Genomic DNA, 22,981 nt, shown 5'->3' with positions numbered 1-22,981 from the left:
CTGCTGACTGCCTGTTTTCAGGCAATGCTAGCGGGGAACATTCATTATTTGCCATGGTTAAAGTCTAGCGTGAGCTGAAACCGGCTTTTCCAAAGGATCCAAATAGGTGGGCGAACTCGGTTACCCCTAATTCGGCTATCTCCTAAGTCTGCCCTCCTAGCGCAAACTTAATGCTTATCCTTACACCCACCGGCAAGTTTTGTAAGGATAGCGTTTATCCTTTCACCCGCCCCTCACTTTTGTAAGGATAAGTCTTATCCTTGCAATCACCTACTTTAAAGTGCGAAAATAAAGTAAGAACTTTCAGCAATACCGGAAACACCCACAATACGGCAGCGCCGCCGCAAAGGTGGCGGGAAACTAAGTCCTGGGGAGGCGAAACGCATGGGACATTACGAAAAGCGTCATTGGCCAGCGAATTTGTCTGCGTTTTCTCGGGAAGGGCGGCGCAGCGGCGATTACCGCTCCTACGTCCCTGACCTGCTGGCGGGAAATATTGTGATTACCGAAGAAAACTCCGCTACCGCAGCTATTTTGGAGCAAAAAATCCTGGCGTTTTCCCCGCTAATCTCCCAGCTAGGGATGGAGTCTTTGGCACGGCTAATCTTGCGCGGTGAAGCTATCGCCTCCAGTAATATCGAGGGATTACAGGTTGCTCCGCGCGAACTGGCTCGCGCCGAGCTGAAGGAAAAAAGCGGCACCGATCCGCGCAGCACCGCTGGGGACGTCATCCGCAATATCCAGATATTGGAGGACGCAACCAACAAATTAGCTAGCGCCGAGACGGTTTCACTTCTCGACATTGTGGATTTGCAGCAGAAGCTAATCCACGAGGAAACTTGGCAAGGGATCCGCAGCAGCCAAAACTGGTTAGGGGGCAGCTCCTACCATCCCCTAGCCGCCAGCTATATCCCACCCTCCCCCGAACACCTCGATGCCTTATTAAATGACCTGGTAAAATATTTAAATGGGGCGGAGCACGGCCCGCTGCTACAGGCGGCGCTGGTGCACGCGCAGTTCGAATCCATCCATCCCTTCCCCGATGGCAATGGCCGCATCGGGCGGGCGCTGATCCATATTGTTTTAACTCGCCGCGGCCTCACCCAGGGGGCTACCCTGCCGCTATCTTTGGCGCTCGCCACTAGAACTGACCTTTACGAGGACGCGCTTTCTTCCTACCGCCACCTCGCCGTCCCCCGCAGCGAACAGGCAATATCAGCGGAGAATCGTTGGATCAAAGTATTCTTGGATGCTTGCCAGATTGCGCTCACCATTTCCGAAAGCCTCAAGAACCAAGTCGAGGAGCTGCAAACCGATTGGAAGGCGCGGCTAGATTCCTGGTACCTCAGTGAGCACCACCGCTCCTTGCGCATTGATGCGGCCGCTAACCGTTTGCGGGAGAAACTGCCTAACCTGCCGATGTTCACTATCGCTTCTGCCGCTCAAACCTTAAAGGTTTCTCGCCCCGCTATCGAGAACGCTGCCAAAGATTTAGTTGCGGCGGGAATAGTGGCGCCGCTTAGTATCGGGCGTGGGCAACGCGGCTGGTGGCAACCAGATTTGTTTGACCTGATCAGTGGCAGTGAACGTCGCCTTGCCTCCACCCAGTGGGATACCCTGGCCTCTGCCCCGCGCCGCCCAGTACCTAAGGCGCAGACAGCTCGCGCCCTGACACACGCACAAAGAGTTATCGAAGGTAAAGATCCCGAAGATGGGGCAGTTTTTGAGGACGCAAACCAGGCGGCAGATTTTCTGGATTCTTTAGCATGAAAATCATTTTTGACCGCCAGAACATAACGTAGACCCATATCTTTACCTCGTACCCTTAAAATCTTTACTTTTTGCTGCTTTCTTGCCGTAAGAAGTAAAGATTTTTTCTGCGGCAGTATCGGGGATAAAAAGCAACCGCGCCTAATCATGCATTCCAAAAGCCGTGAGGATGTCGCTAGTTAAATCTGTCTTTATTGACCCAATCGTAAATCCACTGCAAATTAATCAACGGCTCCGGCTGCGCATCAATCACCGGCTGAACAACACGATAAATATCCCTCTTCACCGCTGATAGATTAACAGGTTTAGTAGAATATTTTAGTGTTTTCCCATTGAAAGTACCTATAAACTTAAAATGTTTATCAAAATAATAAGCTAAAGCGCCGCTATCATAATAATATTTGTAAACCCCACGAGGATAATAAGTAAAAGCGTTATCCCTTCCAGCGGAATCAATATTATGAATTATGTTATTTCCATCAAAATCGTACTTTATTCCCTTAATGTCAGGATTCGAAACCCAGCGTAAATTACGCACCAGTTCCATAACAACTGGCTCCATCCCGGCTTTATGCGGAGTACGTTGCGCATAATAAACCGAGTTTGATTTCAAATTAAAAAACACAAACCCCAGCGCTAAAACAACAACAATAAATCCAATAAAAACGCCAAAAATAACCTTCTTTAACACAGGCACCCCACCTCCCTACGACATCCTTGAAAATCGCAAGTACGAAATAAACTCCTACCGAGATTTAGTTAAATCTATCTTTATTAACCCAATCGTAAATCCACTGCAAATTAACCAATGGCTCCTGCTGCGCATCAATCACCGGCTGAACAGTACGATAAATATCCCTTTTGACCGCTAATAGATCAACAGGTTTAGAAGAAAATTCCCCAATTCCGATTTGCCATACACTTATGAGCCTAAAATCTTTATTAAAATTATAAGCTAAATCTCTCCCACCGTCATAATATCTATATCTTTCATCAGGGTAATAAGTAAACGCATAATCCCTCCCAGCATAATTAAAATTGTGAATTATATTATTTCCATCAAAATCGTACTTTATTCCCTCAATATCGGGATTCGAAACCCAACGTAAATTACGCACTAGTTCCATAAGAACCGGCTCCATCCCGGCTTTATGCGGAGTACGTTGCGCATAGTACACCGAGTCTGATTTCAAATTAAAAAACACAAACCCCAGCGCCAGCACAAAAACCATAAACCCAATAAAAACGCCAAGAACAACCTTCTTCAACACAAGCACCCACCTCCCTACGGCATCCTTGAAAATCGCAAATATGCAATAAAACCCCGCAGACTTCTAATTAAATCGGTCTTTATTAACCCAATCATAAATCCATTGCAGATTAATCAACGGCTCCGGCTGCGCATCAATCACCGGCTGAACAACACGATAAATATCCCTCTTCACCGCTGAAACATCGACAGGTTTAGAAGTGAACTCTAGAGTTTTCACATTCCACACCGATATCAATCTAAATCTTTTATCAAACCTATAGAGAAAAAAATTGCCATCATCATACGACCATTCTTCCGAGAAGTAATAGGCAAGGGAAGCAGCTTCATCCTTCCCATATTTATTATTGTAGATATTTCTATAGCCGTCGTAATCATACTTTATCCCTTTAATATCTGGAGCGTAGATCCAGTCAAGGTTACTCGTTACTTCCATAAGCACCGGCTCCACCTCCTCACTATGAGGAGTGCGCTGAGCATAATAAACCGAGTTAGATTTCAAATTAAAAAACACAAACCCCAGCGCTAAAACAACAACAATAAACCCAATAAAAACCGAAAGCACAACTTTCTTCAGCACAGGCACCCCACCTCCCTACCGCGGTCCTTAAAAAGCTAAACTACAAAATAAAATCGTGACGATTATTAGTTAAATCTGTCTTTATTAACCCAATCGTAAATCCACTGCAGATTAATCAACGGCTCCGGCTGGGCATCAATCACCGGCTGAACAGTACGATAAATATCCCTTTTCACTTGTGAAAGATCGCTAATTTTAGTTACATATTTTCTGGTTTTTCTATTCCATATACTTATAAATCTAAATTGTTTATCAAATTTATAAGCATTAGCTCCGCCACCATCATAATATCTATAGGTTTCATCATAATAATATGCAAGAGCTGTCGTCCGCCCGGCGGAATTAGTATTTTTAATTACATTATTTCCATCAAAATCGTACTTTATTCCCTCAATATCGGGATTCGAAACCCAACGTAAATTACGCACTAGTTCCATAAGAACCGGCTCCACACCCTTTTTGTGTGGAGTATTTTGAGCATAATAAACCGAGTTGTTTTTCAAATTAAAAAGCACAGACCCCAGCGCTAAAACAACAACAATGAACCCAATAAAAACCGTGAGGACTAATCTTTTTAACACAAGTACACTCCCTATCTCCAAAGCCGCCTAAAAAATAATCCTTTTGCCTCGCTTAATAGCCGAGAAAATACACGGTAACAATATTTGAGCAATAGGTTTTTCGGTCTTTTAGATACAAGAGTATTGAACACGGACTTTATGCACATCAATAACCCGCTCCCGGGATATCCTTCAAAGAGCTAACTAACCTGGGGTTGCATTTTTCGCTACGACAAGTCTGGCTGTCATGTTTTCCTGCACTTTCTTTGCTAGCTACACACCTTTGTCCAACCTACCCACACAAACCTAAATATAGATACCGACGATTGTCGGTCAGTTATACCGACATTCGTCGGTATTGCGTGCATTGGGAATATCTAGATGCGAAAAGTATCGACCTCGCTAAGCATTTAATATATTTTTGAGGCATGCTTGCTTCCTTATTTCCCAGCTATCGACATTACCCGGTGATACAGCCACTGGTTTTTGGGTTATCGTCAGTTTTCCTGCTGATACTGGACACAATTTCGGTGCTAATGGGGCAGCAATCAATTTCCACAAAAAGTATCTGTTTCACCCTCATCCTGATTGCCGTGTTTATGGCTGCAGGGTGGTTTCAGCCATGTGAGTTCATTTTTATCGCCTGCTATCTCCTTTTCAACCTGCTGGATCTGATTGATGGTTACGCGATGGTGGTTTTTGATCTTGATATTTTACTGGTGTTTTGGCTGATACGCTCCTGGATTGCCCCAGCAGTCTTAGTACTGTTACTAGAGGGAGTAATTTCCGTAGCGGTCAGTGCTACGCCCAGCCTCCAAGCGTTTAGCTCCGCATTAATCGCGGTTATGGTTTTGGTGATTGGATTGGCGTTACGGTGGCAAAACACGCGCCGGATTCTGGCAGAACACGACAGAGAGCAAATACGTAAAAGCACTGTTCAAACCCGTAAAGAACTAGCTCGCCAACTGCACGATACTACTGCCAAAGACCTGGCCCATGTGACCGTACTCGCCCAAGATATTGCGGTACGTCACCCCGAGCTGAGCAGCGAGATGAATCCGCTAGTGCAAGCCGCCACTAAGGCTTCAAGAAGAATTCGTCCCATGATCCTCTCGATTGACACTGCTGCCAGCAAAACTCCCCTATCTGAAGTAGTTCAACAAGTAAAAAGAATGTTGCAAACTCGCAGCATCACTCTCGATACGGTGTTACCCGAAAATTTAGATAATGCACTAAGCCGGCAACAGCTCCTCACCGGAGCATTGGCAATCAGAGAATGTTCCTCAAATATCTTGAAATATGCACCTGCAGCTTCGGAGGCAAACCTGATCATCGAGCTACAAGCCGAGCAGAAAGAACTCACCATCTCACTGAGTAACGAGATTGCAGACACCCCGGCTACTACCGGGATCAGCAGCGGTTACGGCCTTGCGAACCTCGACAGCAAGATTCGAGAGGAAGGGGGAACGATGGAAATAACTAACCTGGGCGGCCAGTGGCTAACCTACATCGTTTTACCTGCCCAAAAGCACAAACCTAAAAACCTATCAGTGCAAAACACCAGCGACGAGGGAGCCCCTAGTGAACAGTAAAAACGAAATCCGAATCCTGCTAGCCGATGATGACCAGATTATCCGGGACGGCCTCGCTCATTTATTGAACGCCCAAGACGGATTGCAAGTAGTCGCCACTGCCGAAAACGGAGCTGAAGTGTTCTCGCTATTAGCTTTACACCGGATAGATGTCGCCCTACTGGATGTGGATATGCCGGTGATTAGCGGAATCGAAGCAGCTCGCCGCATCAGCCGCGAACACCCAGAAATCACGATTGTTATGCTCACCGCCTTCGAACACGAAGAATCTTTAGGGCAAGCAATCGGAGCCAGAGTACGCGGGTTCCTCACCAAAGACATTCCCGCCCCAGAACTCGCAGAGCTAATTCGGAAAGCCCACGCCGGTCAGCAGGTAATGGCGCCGCGCCCCACCGAAATCCTGACAGCCGCATACGCGCAAACCCAAGACAACCGGGAACAATACGCCGATTTTATTGATGCGGTTGCTACTCTGCCAGCTCATCTGCGCCCCACATTTCGGCTTTTACTTAAGGCTTTGACCAACAAGAACATTTCCCGGCAAACAAAGCTCAAAGAAGCCACCGTGCGATCCTATGTTTCCGATATCCTCAGCCACACCGGTTGCGCAACCCGCGGCGAACTGGCCATTACCGCCGTGAAAGCTGGGATTAGGGAATAACCAGCCCGCGTTCTTCCCGCTGTTCCCGGTATCTTCAGAAAGACTGGACGCACCCCTGCGCGCTGCGGGCGTAGGGGTTAATATCAGTATTACCGGGGTCACAATGGGGTGTCCTCGGCTAGTAGTTCGCCAGTTTTAGCGCGCGGCACTCACCGGGGTAATCGGCAGGGAACGCCTACCTGCAGGGCTGACTTGCATCTCAGAATTCCATTGCACTCCGCTACTGCAAGAGGTGCCGCATCCGCAGCCTGCCCCGGTCGCTTCCTCGGGCATATCCTCGAAATCATCAGCCACTTCTTCACCGCGCAGGGCAGTCGCAATCATCAACTTGATCCGGTTTAGCTGATTAACTTCCGAGGCACCCGGATCATAATCGACTGCCACCACATTGGCTTCCGGGTAGCGGTTGCGCAGGGCGCGGAACATGCCTTTGCCAATCACATGGTTCGGCAAGCAGCCGAAAGGCTGGGCACAAATAATGTTGGGGCAGCCATGCTCAATCATGTCCACCATTTCCGCGGTCAAATACCAGCCTTCACCAGCCTGATTACCCATTCCCGCAATATCGACAGAACGTGCTGCCATATCTTTGATTCGTCGATGCATCTCGAACTTGCCGTTAGTTTTGGCAAAAGCCCGGCGAATTGCGTCCTCATAGCGCTCTAAGGCCCACAGACCCGCATCCATCCCTAACTTAACTTTGCGGGAATTGCCCATTTCATCCCGTTCAAAGTTTCCGCTGGCCAGGGAGTAGTGGAAGAACTGGATTAGGGTGGGCAGTTCGGCTTCGCAGCCTTCTTCCTCAATCACCCGAACCGCGTGATTATTAGCATCCGGGTGGAACTTCACCAGGATTTCTCCCACCAAACCAACCCGGGGGCGGCGCGGCTCATCATTCAACTCAAAAGCATCGAACTCTTTGACACATTCCCTAATCAGGCGGGAATAGCTGAGGCGACCGCCCCAGGTGGCCGAGTATTTTCCAGCCGCAAACCATTCCTGAATAATCTGATCCCAACGCCGATACAGCTCCATCGCCGAGCCTTTCACCAGCTCATAAGGACGCACCCGCAAAAGCATGGCTTGCAACATATCCCCTAAGCAGATAGCTTGCAAAATCCGGTGGATTGCCGGCCAAGAAAGCTGGAATCCCGGATTTTCTTCAATGCCTTGCACGGAGGCCGCAATCACCGGCACCTGCGGATACCCGGCATCACGCAACCCTTTACGCAACAGGGACGCATAGTTGGTTGCCCGGCACATTCCTCCGGTCTGCGAAATCGCCACCGCCGTTTTATCTGGGTTGGAGCGCCCGGAAGTAAACTCCTCGATTAACTGCCCAATCACCACAATCGCGGGGTAACAAGAATCGTTATTCACGAACTTGAGGCCAGTTTCCATCGATTCGCGGGAAGTATGTTCCAGCAACCGCACATTCAACCCGGCGCGGCGCACCACCGGCTGCGCCAGGCGGAACTGGATAGGCGCCATTTGGGGAACCAGAATCTCCCAACCATCCTTGCGCATCTGCTCGGTGAACTGGGCGTGTACCTGCACATGTCCGGCTTTCGCCAGGCGAGCTTCTTCCGCGGCGGCTTCGGCTGCCGGATCTATGCGGGTAGGAACTGCCGCTTCCTCTGGCTCTCCTGGCGCGGCATCGGGGTCGCCGATACGATCCGCACTGGGATAGGTAAGCACCGTGGAGCTTTGCCGCTCCCGCGTAGCCGCATCCAGGGAACGCAACCGAATCCGGGCGGCTCCCAGATTGGAAACCTCATCAATCTTGAGGACGGTGTGAACGTCTCCGCGCCCCTCCAAAATCTCTTGTACCTGGTCTGCGGTAATCGCGTCCACGCCGCAACCAAAAGAGTTCAGTTGCACCAGTTCCAAATCGGGCTCGTCGCCCACCCGAGCGGCGGCCTCATAGAGCCGCGAGTGATAAGCCCACTGGTCACGCACCCGCAAGGGGCGCTCCAAGCGGCCATCAAGCACCGAATCTTCGGTAAACACTGCCATTCCCAAGCCGATAATCAGCTCCGGAATCCCGTGGTTGACTTCCGGATCCAGGTGATAGGGGCGCCCAGCCAACACAATCCCGCGCACCCCGTTTTCGCGAATCCACGCTAAGGCTTCCCGGCCTTTCTCCCGGATCTCCGCTTTGACGGCGGCGTCCTCTTCCCAAGCCGCATCCAGGGCGGCTTTGGCTTCCGCCTCGGTCACGTTCCAATCTGCGAATACTTCCGCGATCCGCTTAGGCAGAAACTCTCGATTCCCCAGGTTTAAGAACGGGCTGATCAGGCGCACGTCGCTGTCTTGCACCGACTCCATATTGTTGCGGATAACCTCAGGATAGGTACCCACCACCGGGCAGTTAAAGCAGTTGTCGGTGCCTTCCACCAGTTGTTGTTCATAAATCACCGAGGGATAAAAAATAGTTTTTATCCCTTTCTTCAGCAGCGATTCGATATGGCCATGTACCAGTTTCGCCGGGTAACAGATATTTTCGGACGGAATCGACTCCATCCCGGTTTCAAACAGGTCGTGGTTGGAGCGCCCCGAAACCATCACCCGGAATCCCAACTTGGTGAGCATGGTGAACCACAGCGGATAGTTTTCGTACATATTCAGCACCCGGGGAATCCCAATATCCCCGCGGAAAGCTTTCTTTTCGGTCAAGCGGCGATACCCGAAAATCCGTTTATATTTCCAGTCGAACAGGTTCGGTAGCGCCGACTTCTTCGGCACTTTCTCTAAGGAAGCCCCGCGTTCGCAGCGGTTCCCCGACACGTGCCGCTCCCCATTAGAGAAGGTAGAAATGGTCATTTGGCAGTGGTTTTGGCACAGCCTACAGGTCTTGCGGGTAGTCTCTACCTGGAAGTTCTCCAGGTCTTCCAAGGTTGCCAGGGTGGATTCTCCTTGCCCATCATCACTTTGCTTGGCAATCAAAGCCGCCCCATAGGCACCCATTAAACCGGCGATATTAGGACGCACCACTTCCCGCTCAGTCAGCAGCTCGAAAGCCCGCAGCACCGCATCGTTAAGGAAAGTTCCCCCCTGGACAACTACCTTTTCCCCCAGCTCCTCGGGGGTTTTGAGTTTAATAACTTTATAGAGGGCGTTGCGCACCACCGAATAGGAAAGCCCGGCAGCAATATCTTTCGGGCTCGCCCCCTCCTTTTGTGCCTGCTTGACCGAAGAGTTCATAAACACCGTGCAGCGAGTACCCAAATCCACCGGGGATTTCGCAGCCACCGCGTCCGCGGCGAAAGCCTGAACACTGGTACCCATAGTGGCCGCAAAAGTCTGCAGGAAAGATCCACACCCCGACGAGCAGGCCTCGTTCACCGAGATAGAATCCACGGCTCCGGCGCGAATCTTCAGATACTTCATATCTTGCCCGCCGATATCGATTACCGAAGACACCCCCGGCAGCAGGTCCTCGGCGGCGCGGAAATGCGCCATCGTTTCCACTTCACCTTGCTCGAGGTTGAGGGCGGTTTTTACCAGCCCCTCCCCATAACCAGTGGAGCAGGCACGCCCAATATAGGCGCCCGCGGGCAGTTCAGTGCGGATGCGGCGCACAATCTCCACTGCCGCCGAAACCGGGTCGCCCTCGTTAGAGGCATAGTGGGTGAATACGATCCGTTTATCCTGGTCAATCACGACCGCTTTAATAGTGGTGGATCCGGAATCTACCCCCAGGAAGCAGCGCCCCCGCGCCTCAGACAATGGCAACTGCGGGATTACTTCTTTATCGTGACGGGCGCGGAACTGTGCCAATTCTTCTTCGTTAGCAAATAGGGGGCGCATCCGCTGGGAATCAGTATCGATTTTCCCGGTGGTCAGGTCAGTTATTAACTGTTCCAGGGGGCGCGGCTCCCCTTTATCAGCACTAAGCGCTGCCCCCAGCGCCACATAAAGTTCGGCGTGCTCCGGGGTGAAGAAACTATCGGCTTTAGGTAGCAGCTCCTCATAGGCTTTGCGCAGATTCGGGAGGAAGTGCAGCGGGCCGCCCAAGAACATAACGTTTCCGCGAATCGGGCGCCCACAGGCCAGTCCCGCAATGGTTTGGGTGGCGACCGCGGTAAATATCGAGGCCGCGAGGTCTTCGTGCGCGGCACCCTCATTCAGTAAAGGCTGCAAATCGGTTTTAGCGAACACCCCGCAGCGGGAGGCAATCGGATAGAGCTGACTGGCACGCGCAGCAAGTTTATCGAGCCCCGAGGCATCGGTGTGCAGCAAGGTGGCCATCTGGTCGATAAAGGCGCCAGTACCTCCGGCGCAGGTGCCATTCATGCGCTGCTCCGGGGTGGGATGCAGATAAGTGATTTTGGCGTCTTCCCCGCCCAGCTCGATAATCACATCGGTTTGCGGGTGAGTGTCGCCGACCGCTTTAGTGCCGGCGATAACTTCTTGTACGAACGGAACTTTCATAGCTCCGGCAACCGAGAGTCCGCCCGAACCGGTCACCGCCGCTTTTACGGTAATTCCCGGATGCTCTGCGTTGATATCGCGCAGCAGGCCGGCCAGTTCTCCGCGCACGTCCGCGTGGTGGCGGCGATAGTCGGAAAAGATTACCTGCCGCCCGTCAAGTAGCACCGCTTTTACCGTGGTGGAACCAATATCGATGCCTAGCCTGAGCACCTGACCACCTTGACTAAAGGCAGCATTTTTGCCGCCCGCAAAATCAAAGGCGGCAGTGGTTTCACTCATGGCACCTCCCGGAGTTGTTTTCACCCCTCAAACTAGGTTGAAAACGCTAAATTCACAGGGTGTTGAAATTAGGATAGGACTATGGGCATAAGAAAAGATAAAAAGCGCGCCAATCAGCAGGAACGCTCAGAGATACGAAAAAACGAAAGCAGCGAGAGTTTCAATAGCGATGAATTAGCGGCAAAGAATTACGAAAGTAAAATGTTTCCTAATTCATTGCGCCCAGGAATAAACTCGGAAAACCAGGAAGCAGAGGGCGGCCAAGTCTCCGGCCAGAAACCGCGGCAAGAGTTTCACCCCCGCGGCAAAAAGAGCGGCGAACAGAATACCGCGGAACTTAGCCCCCAGAATCCGCCCTCCCCCAAAGACAGCGCAGCAACCTTGGCGGCGCCTGGGCGCGGACCGCGGGGAGCGCGCGGAAAAATGCGGGAACAAATCAAACAGGTCGCCGAAACCCTGTTCATTACCCGCGGATACGACGGCACCACCATGCGTTCGATTGCTAAAGAGGCGGGCTGCGACCCGGCAATGGTTAGCTATTATTTCGGTTCTAAGCAGCGACTTTTTCGTGAATGCTTTGATTTACCCCTTGATCCCCTGGAACAAATTTTGCAGTTATGGGAACCGGGACTGGAGGGGGCAGCTGATCGGCTTTTAGATTTTGCTTTTACCCTTTACGAAGAGCGCCTCACCAAGGATCGAATGAAAGCCCTGATGCGCGCGCTAATAACCGATGCGGAAACCACCCAACGCTTTCGCGCCTATATTAGTGACAACCTGTTAAAAGGGGTTGCCCAATTATTGGACGCGGTAGATCCCAAGCTAGATCCTCGCAAGAAACGGGTAGTTGAGGCGCGTTTTCATATGCTGGTCGAAATTTTGATGTCCATGATCTATGGAGTGGCCACCATGCGCTATATCGTGCAGCTAGAACCGGTAGCCTCCATGCCTCGCAGCCAGCTACAAAACTTCCTCGCCCCGATTCTACAAACCCAAATCGAGAATCTGGCACACGAAGTATTCCCCTCGCTATCCTAAAGAGGTGATGCAAATACTCGCCTCTTCTCCTCTGTTGACTCTATTTCTAGTTATTGCCCTCGGCACCCTATTCGGTTCGATTCCTTTCGGCCCCCTAAAGTTTGGAGCAGCCGGAGCCTTATTCGTAGGTCTGGCAGCCGGAGCCCTCGATCCGGCACTCGGAGAAAATCTCTCCCTGGTATCGGCCATCGGACTGGCACTATTTGTCTACACCATCGGTTTGGCCGCGGGCGCCTCCTTCTTCCGCGACCTGCGCAAGCAAGCTCCTCTATTAATTGGGGCAGTTGCATTGCTAGCCGTATACGCCCTGATTGTAGCTTTTGGTGGCAAAGCCTTGGGGCTCACCTCTCCGCTATTGGGGGGAATGTTCGCGGGATCGCTCACTACCACCCCCGCCCTGGCCGCAGCCACCGATGCTGCGGGAGGAAGCGCCCAGCCGGCAGTGGGATACGCGATTGCCTACCCGGTGGGGGTGATCGTAACCATGGTGGTAGTGACGGCACTAATGCGGATAAAACTCCCAGCAAAAAATGATCCTGATCCGGCTTCTGCAGCCGGGCTAGCTACGCAAACCATCAGGGTAGAAAACCCGATGCGAATCCAGGAAATACCTGGGATTGCCGAGGTCGTAGGCTCTGCCGAGGGCGGGCTGCGGGTTTCTTATCTGCTGCGGGACGGCAAAATGCGGGTTGCCCATCCCGATGGGGAACTAAAATCTGGGGATTTAGCGTTCCTAGTGGGAATCCCAAATGCGGTGAAAACTGCGGGACAAGCATTGGGCAAGCCGATTGAAGAAGATATTTCCAATGACCGCACCGCCGTTAACTTTGGGCGCTTTACAGTTTCTAATAGCCGCCTGGTAGGAAAACCAGTCGCGAATTTGTTCTTACCGGCTCGTTTTCAATCACTGCTTACCCGGGTGCGTCGCGGCGACACCGATATGTTGGCCACGGCGGCTACTCGCTTGCAATTGGGAGATCGGGTGCTGGTGGTTTACCCGGTAGAACGCGAACGCGATATCGCGAAAACTTTCGGGGATTCAGAACATAAAATCTCTGCCATAGATTATCTGCCGTTCGGGCTGGGGATTGCCGCAGGGGTGGCGCTCGGATTAATCACCATCCCGCTCGGATCCCTCGGCTCCCTCGCGCTGGGAGCCGCTGCCGGACCACTGGTGGTGGGGTTAATATTAGGACGCATTGACCGGCTGGGGCCGTTAGTATTTTCCCTGGCGCCCTCGGCAAATAATATGTTGCGACAAATGGGACTGGTGCTATTCCTGGCAGCAGTGGGTCTCTCTTCCGGGCAGGCCTTTGCCGCCAAGGCATTTTCCTTGACCGGCATAAAAATTGGGTTGCTGTCAGCTGTCGGGATGGTCCCAGTACTAGTGGCACTGTGGCTACTCGGAAAATTCTTGGGACTTTCTACTGCCCGCATGGCCGGAGCAATAGCCGGTTTCGTGGGGCAACCGGCAATCCTCAGTCACGTGCAGACCACTATCCCGGATGAGCGTTGCGAATCTGGATATTCTGCGACCTTCGCCCTCGGGATCATCGCGAAAATCGTATTAGTACAGATCGTAATGGTGATTTAGCTTAATGACCAGCATCAGCATAATTCATTTGTAACAGGTAAACTTCCTGCCGCAGCGCATCAGCCAAATCATCACTGAGAATACCGTCCTCCCGTAAATCCTGAATACACCCCAGTTGCAGCCGCAAGGACTCTTCTTCTAACTGATCTACTTTTACCTGCAAATTATTCGGATGGGAGCGAGAATAATTCTTCAAAAACTCCATTATCTCCTGGTGGCCCTCTAGCAGATAAGCAGCAACTTGACGCTCCAAATCATCGGTGGTGCTTTGGCGGGCACGCAAATACTTGATGGCTTCCTCTTCCATCCGTACCCGCATAGCATGCATCTCATTAGAATTTTCAATTACCGGGGTAGAACCGGACTTTAACCGCATCTTCCTAAACCAGTCCCCTAAACGGTTACGCAGAAACTGACCAACACCGCGCAAGCTTTTCCCAGGATGATGGGCGGTAGACTGCGAACCGGATAACAGTAAGGAGCGACGTAAAACTTTGCGCATAGCCGCTACTACCGCTTTATCTGCCTGCCCAGAATCCGCGATTTCATCAAGTAGACGCATCTGGTGACGAATAGTATCAATCCGAATCTCGCGGAAAAGATTATGGGAATGAGAAGAATCCAAATCCTCATTAATTTGGCGGGTCAAACGCGTACAAACCACCGTGACCGCCAAAGGGGAACGAGACGCGAACTGTTCCCGCAAAACCTTTATTACCTGCTTCTTTACCCGGGCACGTGCCTGATGAAGCTCGGTATCATCAGGTATTTCCGGAGTAGGAGTAAGTAAGGGGGTCAAGAAATTAGCCATCAACAAAGTCAATAGAATAACGCCGGAAGCAATAAAGATTAACTCGCCGCGGGCAGGAAACTCTTTACCTCCCGCCGTCACCAGCGGCAAAGTAAAAGCAATCGATAAGGTAACTGCCCCTTTAGGTCCAGCTAAAGTAGTGACCAGGGCATTTTGAATAAGTTTAAGGGCGCGAACCTTGCCGCTTGGAAAAGCCTCTTTAAGCTCGTTAGAGAACTTGTCCTTTCGCTGCAAACGTCGATAGTAACGCCAATCTAAAAGCAATACCCATACAAAACGAAAAACTACGCTTAAGGCAGTTATCGCAAAAACCAACCCAATCAGGGATAACGGATTCAAATTTTCATGCCAAGTACTGTTAAACACCCCCGGGATTTGCGTACCCAACATGATGAACACAATCCCGTTGAGAATAAACGCGACAACTTCCCAAACCGAACCGGACACCAGACGTACCCGAGCAGCAAAAGCACTCGTCCTCTGCGGAACTAAAGTAACCACAAGACCAGCGGCAACTACCGCTAAAATCCCGGAAACGTGCAGCTCTTCAGCAATAATAAAGAAAACCAAAGGTGAGAGCAGTTCAAAAGTCACGTGGAAAACCGTGGACTCGAGCCCAATCCCCCGCACTGCCTTTAGTATCAGCAAAGATATAATCCCCAGTAATACCCCTAGGGATAGTCCCCCCAAAAACGACACGGCAAAAGCTCCCGCCGCATTGGTTAAAGAAAAAGCACCAGTGACGGCAGCCGCCACCGCGAATTGAAAAGAAACAATTCCGGAAGCATCATTAATCAGCGATTCACCAGCTAGTAAAGCGCTTTGCCGCGAATTAAGTTTTACCGTACCCGACAAGGCTCCTACCGCAACCGCGTCGGTCGGACCTAACGCCGCCCCCAAAGCAAAAGCCGCCGTTAACGGGATTGACGGCTGTAAAAAGTTCAAGAGGAAGCCTACAGCTAAGCAACTGCAAATAACCAAGCTGATTGCCAAATTAAGCACTGCCGAAAGATGCCGATATAGCAATCGTTTAGATACATTTCGGGATTCATCATAGAGTAAGGGAGCGATAAAGAGCACCAAGAACAGCTCGGGATCTAAACTAAATTCAAGAGGGCCGCTGATAAAAACGGCCATTAGCAAACCAATCCCGATTTGCACCAAAGGCAGGGAGACGCGGGAAATCATCTGGTCGAGGACTGACGAAAGTAACACAGAGCTCAAGGCGACAACTGCAAAGTGTAAAGTTTCCATTCCGTATCCTCCCTAGCCTTTTATTTTCAGTCTTGATAGTGCGAGTCCCACCACTAAAAATATAGCTCTTCTCAGGATTCGAATGTGCGGCAATAGGTTTTTTGGTTGCCGTCTGCTCCAGTAACCAGTTACCGCCAGAGATGCCGAGTGGCTACCGGTTAGCAAACCTAAAGCGCGGTTACCTCGTCAGGATTAACCCTTCCTGCCGGCGGAACCCCCAGTATTTCGCTGCAGGAACGCAAATCTTCATCCATTTGTGCCTGTAGCTTTTCGACGCTTTCTAATTTGAGCATCTCCCGTAGGCGGGCAATAAAATCAATCGCTATTGGTTCATCATAAAGATCCAGGTCAGCGCGCCCCAGTACATGGGCTTCTACCGTAGTTTTCTTTCCTGAAAACTGCGGATTAGTGCCTACCGAAATCGCCGCCGGTAGATGCTCGACTGCATTAGTTCCCGGCACCGAACGCACCAAATGCCCGGCATATACCCCATCGGCAGGAATCGCCAGGCCTTCGGTTCCTCCCAGATTGGCAGTGGGGAAACCCAGCATCCGTCCGCGCCGAAAACCGCGCTCCACCACTCCGCGCAACCGATAGCTGCGCCCTAAAATACGGGCAGCTCCCTGGACATCTCCTCTGGCTAGGCATTCTCTCACCCGGGTAGATGAATAGCGGCGCGCATCCTGGTCGGTAATATCGGCAACCTCGATTACCTGAAAATCTTGGGCCAGTCCCGCCTGGCGCAAAGTTTCTATATCGCCACGATTCCCCTGCCCAAATTGGACATCTTGGCCCACCACCAGTTCTTTAAGGTGCAGACTCTCCACAAAGTAGTGGTCGATAAAGCTTTGCGGACTTTGATTGGCCAGTTCCCAGGTGTAAGGCACTACCCAGGTGGCATCGAGTCCCAGGGCCGCCATAGCGTCCAGCCGGTCGGGAAGCGGTTGGATTAAGAGGGTAGGATTTTCGGGATTATGCAGCTGGGAAGGGTGGGGTGAGAACGTAATTGCTACCGCTTTTAGCCCCGCCCGTCGCGCCCTCTCTACCACGGTTTTCAAAATCCGGGTATGGCCTTTATGCACCCCATCGAAAATTCCGATAGTGGCGACAGTGCGCTGCTCTTTGTCCAGTTGCGGAGGGGAAGTCCAGATTTCCACGGTTTACTTTTCGCTTTGCCGCACGCCCAGTTCCGGCCTGCCGTTCGCCGGCACTCCTAGCTCGCCGGTACGTTTTTCTTCCGCTGTTTTTCTACCTTTGCCTTTGCCACCGCAGCCGCATCCACAACCGCAACCGCCGGAGCTTTGCTTTTCTTCGCTCATGTTTCTCCTTTTACCTACTTTGTAAACTTAGTACAGATCGCCACTTGCCCTCCACTGGCGACGCCAATAGCGATATTTCTTGGGCAGGAAGATGCAGGGCGTAGATTTTTTCGAGTTTATCCGAGTCTTCTTTCCCGAGGTCACCGCCAATTTGAGAGCTGATTTCTGGACGCTGACCATAACCTAACGCAGTTAACACTTCCGGGGTTACCTGACAGCTGGGGAAGAGGTCGCGACAGACCGCGTCTAGGCTAACTAGCGGCAGTTCTTCTCCCGCCGCTACCACCTGCGATAATTCTTGCAAAGAATAAGCCGGTAAGGACTCATTGGGGTTATCACTACCGCTAGCGTCAAAGGAGCCGACCTGGAGGCGGCGCAAGGCTACTAGGTGCGCCCCCACTCCCAGTTGCTTTCCCAGATCTCGCCCGAGGGCACGAATATAGGTACCCGCGGAACAAATAACTTTTAAATCTTGGTAAACCACCGGTGTCCCTGCATGCTCGCCCGCTTGCGGCTCCCCCAGGGCGCAAAGTTCATAGATAGTAATCGGACGCGGTTCCAGCTTCACTTCTTCGCCCGCGCGAATCCGGTCTGCTGCCCGCCGCCCGCGGATTTTCAGAGCAGAAAAAGCGCTCGGCACCTGCATTACCTGCCCGCGCCAAGTAGCTAGCACGCTTTCCAGGTTCTCTAGGTCTTCCCGGATAGCTCCGCGCTTAGCCGTAATAGTCCCTTCAGCGTCCTCACTATCGGTTTCCACCCCGAAACAGACCCGAGTGGCATAGGTTTTTCTTTGTCCTTGCAGGTACTGCAGCAATTTAGTTCCCCGCCCAATACCGGCCACTAATACACCCGAGGCCGCCGGATCTAGGGTTCCCGCGTGTCCAACTTTGCGGGTTGCCGCCAAGCGGCGCAAACGGGAAACCACGTCATGACTAGTAACCCCCAGGGGTTTATCTACCGCCAGCACCCCATCAGGAGCAGTTCTTGCGGCACGAGGAACTTCCAGTTCTGCCCCTGCCGGAGAAAAATCCGGAGCCCCTTTAGCAGTGTCCATAACTGCAGCTACTTAACTTTCGAAGTGGTTATCATCGCCGGATATTTCTATCTCGCCAGGTTCCGGTGATTCTGCGGGAGCGTCGCCCTCTGCGTCCTCACCCAAAATATCGTCCTCACCAGTCCACTCGGTGAAAGCCGGCGCAGCAGGAGCGTCTTCGTAAACCTTCTTTTCCCGGGGTTTACGATAGGGATCTTCCTCTCCGGCATAGGAGGCCGCCTGGGAAACTCCACGTAGCTGCTGGTCAGAATGCAAAGCGCTAGCCAGTTTTTCTTCAAAACTGGCGGCTTGCTCCGGCAGAGCATCGAGGGTGAACTCAATGGTGGGGGTAAGGCGAATCCCTAGTGCCTTACCCACCTCGGAGCGAATCAAACCTTTAGCGCTTTTCAAAGCACGCGCAGTTTTCTTGCGGTCGTCCTCGTCTCCAAAAACCGTGTAAAAAACAGTGGCATGTTGCAGATCTCCGGTGACTTTGCAATCGGTAATCGTAGTGAAACCGATGCGCGGATCTTTGATGCGACGCTCTAAAAGCCGCGCCACCGTGTTTTGAATCCGCTCTTCAACTTTGCGCCTGCGGGCCTGATCGGCCATGAAAAACTCCTTCACCTAATGCGGCTTTTCGGGCGCAACACACTCGCGCCCGAAAAGCCGACAAGTAACGCTATTCGCGCGGTTTCTCTACCATTTCCCAGGTTTCGATCTGGTCGCCAACCTTGATGTCCTTGACGCCCAGCGAAATACCACATTCGTAGCCTTCGCGAACCTCGGTAACATCGTCTTTTTCGCGACGCAGAGAAGAAATCTGCAGTTCCGGCTCAACTACTACGCCGTCACGCACCAAGCGGGCTTTAGCACCACGCTTGATCAGACCCTCACGCACCAGCGAACCAGCGATATTACCGAACTTGGAGGAACGGAACACCTGCAAGATCTCGGCGGTACCCATCTGTTTTTCTTCATAAATGGGTTTGAGCATGCCCTTCATAGCGTTCTCAACATCTTCAATCGCCTGATAGATGACGTTGTAGAAGCGCATATCTACGCCTTCAGCATCGGCGTATTCGGCCACTCGCTGCGCCGGGCGCACGTTGAATCCAATCACTACCGCGTTGTCTACGCTGGCCAAGTTGATATCGTTTTGGGTGATAGCGCCAACCCCGCGGTGAATAATCCGCAGCTGCACTTCTTCGCCCACATCGATCTTGAGTAGTGAATCTTCCAAGGCCTCGACGGCACCGGAAACATCGCCCTTCAAAATCAGGTTCAAAGTATCTACCTTGCCCTGTTCCAAAGCGGCATTGAAATCTTCCAGCGAAATCCGCTTGCGGCGTTTGCCCAGTTGGGCAGCGCGCTGCTGTGCCTGCCGCTTATCGGCAATCTGGCGAGCAGTGCGTTCATCTTCGGCTACCAGCAGGGAGTCTCCTGCTCCCGGCACGCTGGTAAGCCCCAGCACCGCCGTGGGGAAAGAAGGACCGGCTTCCTCAACCGTATTACCGTACTCGTCAAGCATGGCGCGAACCCGGCCATGCGCCGAACCCACCACAATCGAGTCACCAACGCGCAAGGTACCGCGCTGCACCAAGATAGTAGCCACCGCGCCCCGTCCTTTATCTAGGCGAGTTTCAATAGCCACCCCGCGGGCAGGAGCATCCGGATTAGCTTTCAGTTCTAAGGCAGCATCTGCAGTTAGCAGCACTGCCTCTAACAATTCATGAATACCTTTACGCTGCTTAGCCGAGACGTCAACGAACATTACGTCGCCGCCGTATTCCTCGGCTACCAAACCGTATTCAGTGAGTTGAGCGCGAACCTTATCCGGGTTGGCTTCAGGTTTATCAACCTTGTTGACCGCCACCACGATCGGTACATTCGCAGCCTGCGCATGGTTGATCGCTTCCACTGTCTGGGGCATAACCCCGTCATCAGCAGCCACCACCAAAATCGCGATATCGGTAACTTCCGCCCCGCGCGCACGCATAGCGGTGAACGCCTCGTGACCGGGGGTATCGATAAAGGTAATCGCGCGGCGAACCTCATCCATATCGATGTTTACCTGGTAGGCACCAATATGCTGGGTGATTCCGCCGTGCTCGCCACCAACCACATCGGTATCGCGCACCGCATCCAGCAGCTTGGTTTTACCGTGGTCAACGTGACCCATAACCGTAACCACCGGAGGACGAGGCTTAGCATCTTCCTCATCGCTTTGTTCTTCTTCCTTCAAATCAATATCGAAGGATTCCAGCAGTTCGCGATCTTCGTCCTCTGGGGAAACTACTTCAACCTGGTAGCCCAGTTCAGAGCCTAAAGTGACCAAGGTGTCTTCATCCAAAGACTGGTTAGAAGTCGCCATCTCGCCCAAGGTCATCAATACGGTGACCAAGGATGCGGGATCGCAGTCGATCCGATCTGCCATATCGGCCAGGGACGCACCCGAACGCAAGCGTAAGGGCGTGGAGCCATCGCCGTGAGGTACCTGCACGCCACCAATCTTGGGTGCTGTTTGCTCGTACTCGGCGCGTTTAGCGCGTTTCGATTTACGCCGCTTCGCTTTAGAAGAACCGCCGCGACCAAACGCCCCTTGAGTGGCGCCAAAACCACCGCGACCACGGTTATTCATCCGGTGACCGCCGGGACGACCCGGACCACCGGAACCTCCTGGACCGCCTTGCCCGCCGCCACCGCGCCGTTGACCGCGCGAAGGAGCCGGCTGATCCATCATAGGCGCAGATGCTGAATGAGTGGGCATCACATTAGGAGTTGCCCCCGTACCCCGTCTATTCCCCCGTCCGGGACGTCCACGACCAGCGTTTTTACGCTGCCCGGAGCTGCCTCCGGGGCGTGGCATTCCCTGGGAGGATGCGAAGGGGTTGTTCCCCGGGCGCGGACCGCCGGGACGCGGCATTCCCTGCGAAGATGCAAAAGGATTGTTCCCCGGGCGCGGACCGCCGGGACGCGGAGCCGGTTTCGGGCCAGGTTTCGCCGCTGACCTACCGGGTTTAGCCTCCGGTTTCGCTGCCTTTTTCTGCGGCTTCGCCTCAGTTTCTTTAACGGCCGGTTTCGGGCCAGGCTTCGGCGCTGCTTTACTAGCGGCAGTTTTCTTGGCGCCTTTAGCGGCCGGCTTAGCCTTGGACTGGGGTTCAGCCTTAGCTTCTGTATCCTTGCTAGCTGCGGCTTTGCTTCCAGCTGCCTTGCTAGCGCCAGCTTTCGCCCCCGCCTTGGCTTTAGCGGTCTTGGGAGCCGCCTTCTGTTTCTCCGCTTTAGCTTTGGGAGCCGCCGCCTCTTGTTCTTCGGCTAGCTTGGCAAAATGCTCACGCATTTTCCGCGCAACCGGAGCCTCAATAGTTGAGGACGCGCTTTTTACGAACTCCCCCGAGTCCTTTAGTGCCTGCAGCACAATTTTCGAAGTGGTTCCGAGCTCTTTAGCTAGCTCATGAACTCTAAGTTTCGCCACAATTCTCCTTGCTGGCCTGCCCAGCGAGGAGCAGGCTATTGGTTTAATTGGCAGATCATCGCTGGTTGCTCATCGGGTGACCATCAGCTTCCAACCCTGCTTTCCTGTATCGGGCATCTACTGGGTGTAAATGCCGGTAACCTTACTGAAAAGTTCCTACACCGCTCACAATAAAGCACCGGCCAAGGCAAAAGCCCAGAACCGACGCATCCATTGCAACCAAAGATAGGTTCCACCTTCTATACTAGCGCTTTAGCGGAAATAAGCCGAAGCCGGAGGAAGCTGGCGCAGACCTAAACTAAAGGTTTTCGGATTCCTCCGCGGCAGATTCCTGGTCGATATCGGAATGAATATCGATCTTCGCCCCGGTTAAACGAGCAGCTAAACGAGCATTTTGCCCCTCTTTACCAATCGCGAGAGAGAGCTGGAAATCCGGTACCACCACGTGTGCAAGTACATGTTCTGCCGGTTCCACCGTGACAGAGGTAACACGTGCAGGTGAGAGGGCATTAGCGACAAAAGTGGCCACGTCCTCGGAATAATCGATGATGTCAATTTTTTCGTGGTTGAGCTCATTCATCACCGCTCGCACGCGCCTACCCATAGGTCCGATACAGGCTCCCTTGGCGTTGATATTGGGGCGAGTAGAACGTACCGCTATCTTGGTACGGTATCCGGCCTCGCGCGCCACTGATTCAATAACCACTTCTCCGGAGGTAATCTCCGGGACTTCTCGCGCAAATAGTCCCCGCACCAGGTCAGGGTGGCGGCGCGATATCTCAATCCGGGCGCCCTTTTCCCCGCGCATAGTTTTCACCACCACCGCGCGTATCCACTGTCCGTGACGATACTGTTCCCCGGGAACCTGCTCAGCTTTCGGCAAAATTGCTTCAAAATCGCCAACCTTGACCACTACTGCATCTTTTTCCCGGCTCTGCTGGATAATTCCCGAGATCACTTCGCCTTGCTTATCTCGGAAAGACCCCAACACCTGGTCGTCCTCAGCTTCCCGCAGCCGTTGCATAATGATAGAGCGGGCGGTAGTAGTGGCGATGCGCCCAAAACCCGAGGGGGTGTCATCGAACTCGCCGATCTTGTTGCCGTTCTCGTCGATCTCGGATGCCATCACGATTACGTGACCGTTCTTGCGATTAACTTCTACTCGTGCGTCATCGAGCGCACCGGGGGCGTTATGGTAGGCCTTCAAGAGGGCGTCCTCGATAGCAGCCATCAGGGTATCTAAGCTGACACCCTTTTCCGCTTCTACCATGCGTAACGCGGCCATATCAATATCCATGATGCTCCTTACGA

17 protein-coding genes are annotated in these 22,981 nt (G+C 52.5%); 5 read left to right on the top strand and 12 right to left on the bottom strand.

All coding sequences use genetic code 11. From position 1 onward, the window contains the following. Positions 1 to 384: 384 nt before the first annotated feature. A complete protein-coding gene (locus KO216_RS03160) occupies positions 385 to 1,770 on the top strand; it encodes a Fic family protein (RefSeq protein ID WP_215522875.1) in 1,386 nt (461 codons plus the stop codon). 175 nt (positions 1,771 to 1,945) lie between these two features. Here KO216_RS03160 and KO216_RS03155 read toward each other — a convergent pair whose 3' ends face one another. The 4 genes from KO216_RS03155 to KO216_RS03140 form a co-directional block, all read right to left on the bottom strand. After that, positions 1,946 to 2,461 carry a hypothetical protein gene (locus KO216_RS03155; protein WP_215522874.1) on the bottom strand — a complete coding sequence of 172 codons (516 nt, stop codon included), beginning with the start codon at positions 2,459 to 2,461 and terminating at the stop codon, positions 1,946 to 1,948. Positions 2,462 to 2,525: 64 nt separating this feature from the next. Further along, a complete protein-coding gene (locus KO216_RS03150; protein WP_215522873.1) occupies positions 2,526 to 3,041 on the bottom strand; it encodes a hypothetical protein in 516 nt (171 codons plus the stop codon). Between the two features lie 63 nt (positions 3,042 to 3,104). Next, positions 3,105 to 3,626 carry a hypothetical protein gene (locus tag KO216_RS03145; RefSeq protein WP_215522872.1) on the bottom strand — a complete coding sequence of 174 codons (522 nt, stop codon included), beginning with the start codon at positions 3,624 to 3,626 and terminating at the stop codon, positions 3,105 to 3,107. 59 nt (positions 3,627 to 3,685) lie between these two features. After that, entirely contained in the window at positions 3,686 to 4,201 is a 516-nt protein-coding gene (locus tag KO216_RS03140) for a hypothetical protein (protein ID WP_215522871.1), read from the bottom strand. 515 nt (positions 4,202 to 4,716) lie between these two features. Here KO216_RS03140 and KO216_RS03135 point away from each other — a divergent pair. Next, on the top strand, positions 4,717 to 5,772 hold the full coding sequence (locus KO216_RS03135) for a sensor histidine kinase (protein ID WP_309547336.1): 1,056 nt from the start codon (positions 4,717 to 4,719) through the stop codon (positions 5,770 to 5,772). After that, a complete protein-coding gene (locus tag KO216_RS03130) occupies positions 5,762 to 6,433 on the top strand; it encodes a response regulator transcription factor (RefSeq protein WP_215522869.1) in 672 nt (223 codons plus the stop codon). The genes KO216_RS03135 and KO216_RS03130 overlap by 11 nt, the downstream gene beginning before the upstream one ends. Before the next feature lie 135 nt (positions 6,434 to 6,568). On the opposite strand, the gene KO216_RS03125 is transcribed toward KO216_RS03130, so the two are convergent. After that, entirely contained in the window at positions 6,569 to 11,146 is a 4,578-nt protein-coding gene (locus KO216_RS03125) for an acyl-CoA dehydratase activase-related protein (RefSeq protein ID WP_215522868.1), read from the bottom strand. Positions 11,147 to 11,227: 81 nt separating this feature from the next. On the opposite strand from KO216_RS03125, the gene KO216_RS03120 reads away from it, so the two are divergent. After that, positions 11,228 to 12,184, top strand: coding sequence for a TetR/AcrR family transcriptional regulator (locus tag KO216_RS03120; protein ID WP_251451771.1), 957 nt, complete (start codon positions 11,228 to 11,230; stop codon positions 12,182 to 12,184). Between the two features lie 7 nt (positions 12,185 to 12,191). Next, the gene (locus KO216_RS03115; RefSeq protein ID WP_215524023.1) at positions 12,192 to 13,778 is read left to right on the top strand and encodes an aspartate:alanine exchanger family transporter; all 1,587 of its coding nucleotides are present in this window, start codon (positions 12,192 to 12,194) and stop codon (positions 13,776 to 13,778) included. A gap of 1 nt (position 13,779) precedes the next feature. On the opposite strand, the gene KO216_RS03110 is transcribed toward KO216_RS03115, so the two are convergent. From KO216_RS03110 to nusA, 7 genes are all read right to left on the bottom strand, one after another. Then, positions 13,780 to 15,843, bottom strand: coding sequence for a Na+/H+ antiporter (locus KO216_RS03110; RefSeq protein WP_215522867.1), 2,064 nt, complete (start codon positions 15,841 to 15,843; stop codon positions 13,780 to 13,782). A 167-nt stretch (positions 15,844 to 16,010) separates the two neighbouring features. Further along, positions 16,011 to 17,000, bottom strand: a complete 990-nt coding sequence (locus KO216_RS03105; protein ID WP_215522866.1) for a bifunctional riboflavin kinase/FAD synthetase — start codon at positions 16,998 to 17,000, stop codon at positions 16,011 to 16,013. 3 nt (positions 17,001 to 17,003) lie between these two features. Then, positions 17,004 to 17,162 carry a hypothetical protein gene (locus KO216_RS03100; protein WP_215522865.1) on the bottom strand — a complete coding sequence of 53 codons (159 nt, stop codon included), beginning with the start codon at positions 17,160 to 17,162 and terminating at the stop codon, positions 17,004 to 17,006. A gap of 10 nt (positions 17,163 to 17,172) precedes the next feature. Beyond that, positions 17,173 to 18,216, bottom strand: coding sequence for a tRNA pseudouridine(55) synthase TruB (gene truB / locus KO216_RS03095; protein ID WP_215522864.1), 1,044 nt, complete (start codon positions 18,214 to 18,216; stop codon positions 17,173 to 17,175). Between the two features lie 12 nt (positions 18,217 to 18,228). Next, on the bottom strand, positions 18,229 to 18,807 hold the full coding sequence (gene rbfA, locus KO216_RS03090; protein WP_215522863.1) for a 30S ribosome-binding factor RbfA: 579 nt from the start codon (positions 18,805 to 18,807) through the stop codon (positions 18,229 to 18,231). A gap of 70 nt (positions 18,808 to 18,877) precedes the next feature. Continuing rightward, on the bottom strand, positions 18,878 to 21,670 hold the full coding sequence (gene infB / locus KO216_RS03085) for a translation initiation factor IF-2 (protein WP_215522862.1): 2,793 nt from the start codon (positions 21,668 to 21,670) through the stop codon (positions 18,878 to 18,880). A gap of 298 nt (positions 21,671 to 21,968) precedes the next feature. After that, positions 21,969 to 22,967, bottom strand: coding sequence for a transcription termination factor NusA (gene nusA, locus KO216_RS03080; protein WP_215522861.1), 999 nt, complete (start codon positions 22,965 to 22,967; stop codon positions 21,969 to 21,971). Positions 22,968 to 22,981: the final 14 nt, after the last annotated feature.

It is taken from the genome of Varibaculum prostatecancerukia (assembly GCF_943169825.2).
Classification (GTDB): Bacteria; Actinomycetota; Actinomycetes; order Actinomycetales; family Actinomycetaceae; genus Varibaculum; species Varibaculum prostatecancerukia.
Note: the sequence above shows the minus strand (reverse complement) of the source record. Positions and strands in the feature narration are given on the sequence as shown.

Coding starts and splice junctions, on each gene's coding strand:
- KO216_RS03135 (WP_309547336.1), top strand. CDS start 4,717: ATGGGGCAGCAATCAATTTCCACAAAAAGTATCTGTTTCACCCTCATC.
- rbfA (WP_215522863.1), bottom strand. CDS start 18,807: ATGGCCGATCAGGCCCGCAGGCGCAAAGTTGAAGAGCGGATTCAAAAC.
- KO216_RS03120 (WP_251451771.1), top strand. CDS start 11,228: ATGGGCATAAGAAAAGATAAAAAGCGCGCCAATCAGCAGGAACGCTCA.
- truB (WP_215522864.1), bottom strand. CDS start 18,216: ATGGACACTGCTAAAGGGGCTCCGGATTTTTCTCCGGCAGGGGCAGAA.
- KO216_RS03110 (WP_215522867.1), bottom strand. CDS start 15,843: ATGGAAACTTTACACTTTGCAGTTGTCGCCTTGAGCTCTGTGTTACTT.
- KO216_RS03100 (WP_215522865.1), bottom strand. CDS start 17,162: ATGAGCGAAGAAAAGCAAAGCTCCGGCGGTTGCGGTTGTGGATGCGGC.
- KO216_RS03125 (WP_215522868.1), bottom strand. CDS start 11,146: ATGAGTGAAACCACTGCCGCCTTTGATTTTGCGGGCGGCAAAAATGCT.
- KO216_RS03115 (WP_215524023.1), top strand. CDS start 12,192: ATGCAAATACTCGCCTCTTCTCCTCTGTTGACTCTATTTCTAGTTATT.
- KO216_RS03160 (WP_215522875.1), top strand. CDS start 385: ATGGGACATTACGAAAAGCGTCATTGGCCAGCGAATTTGTCTGCGTTT.
- nusA (WP_215522861.1), bottom strand. CDS start 22,967: ATGGATATTGATATGGCCGCGTTACGCATGGTAGAAGCGGAAAAGGGT.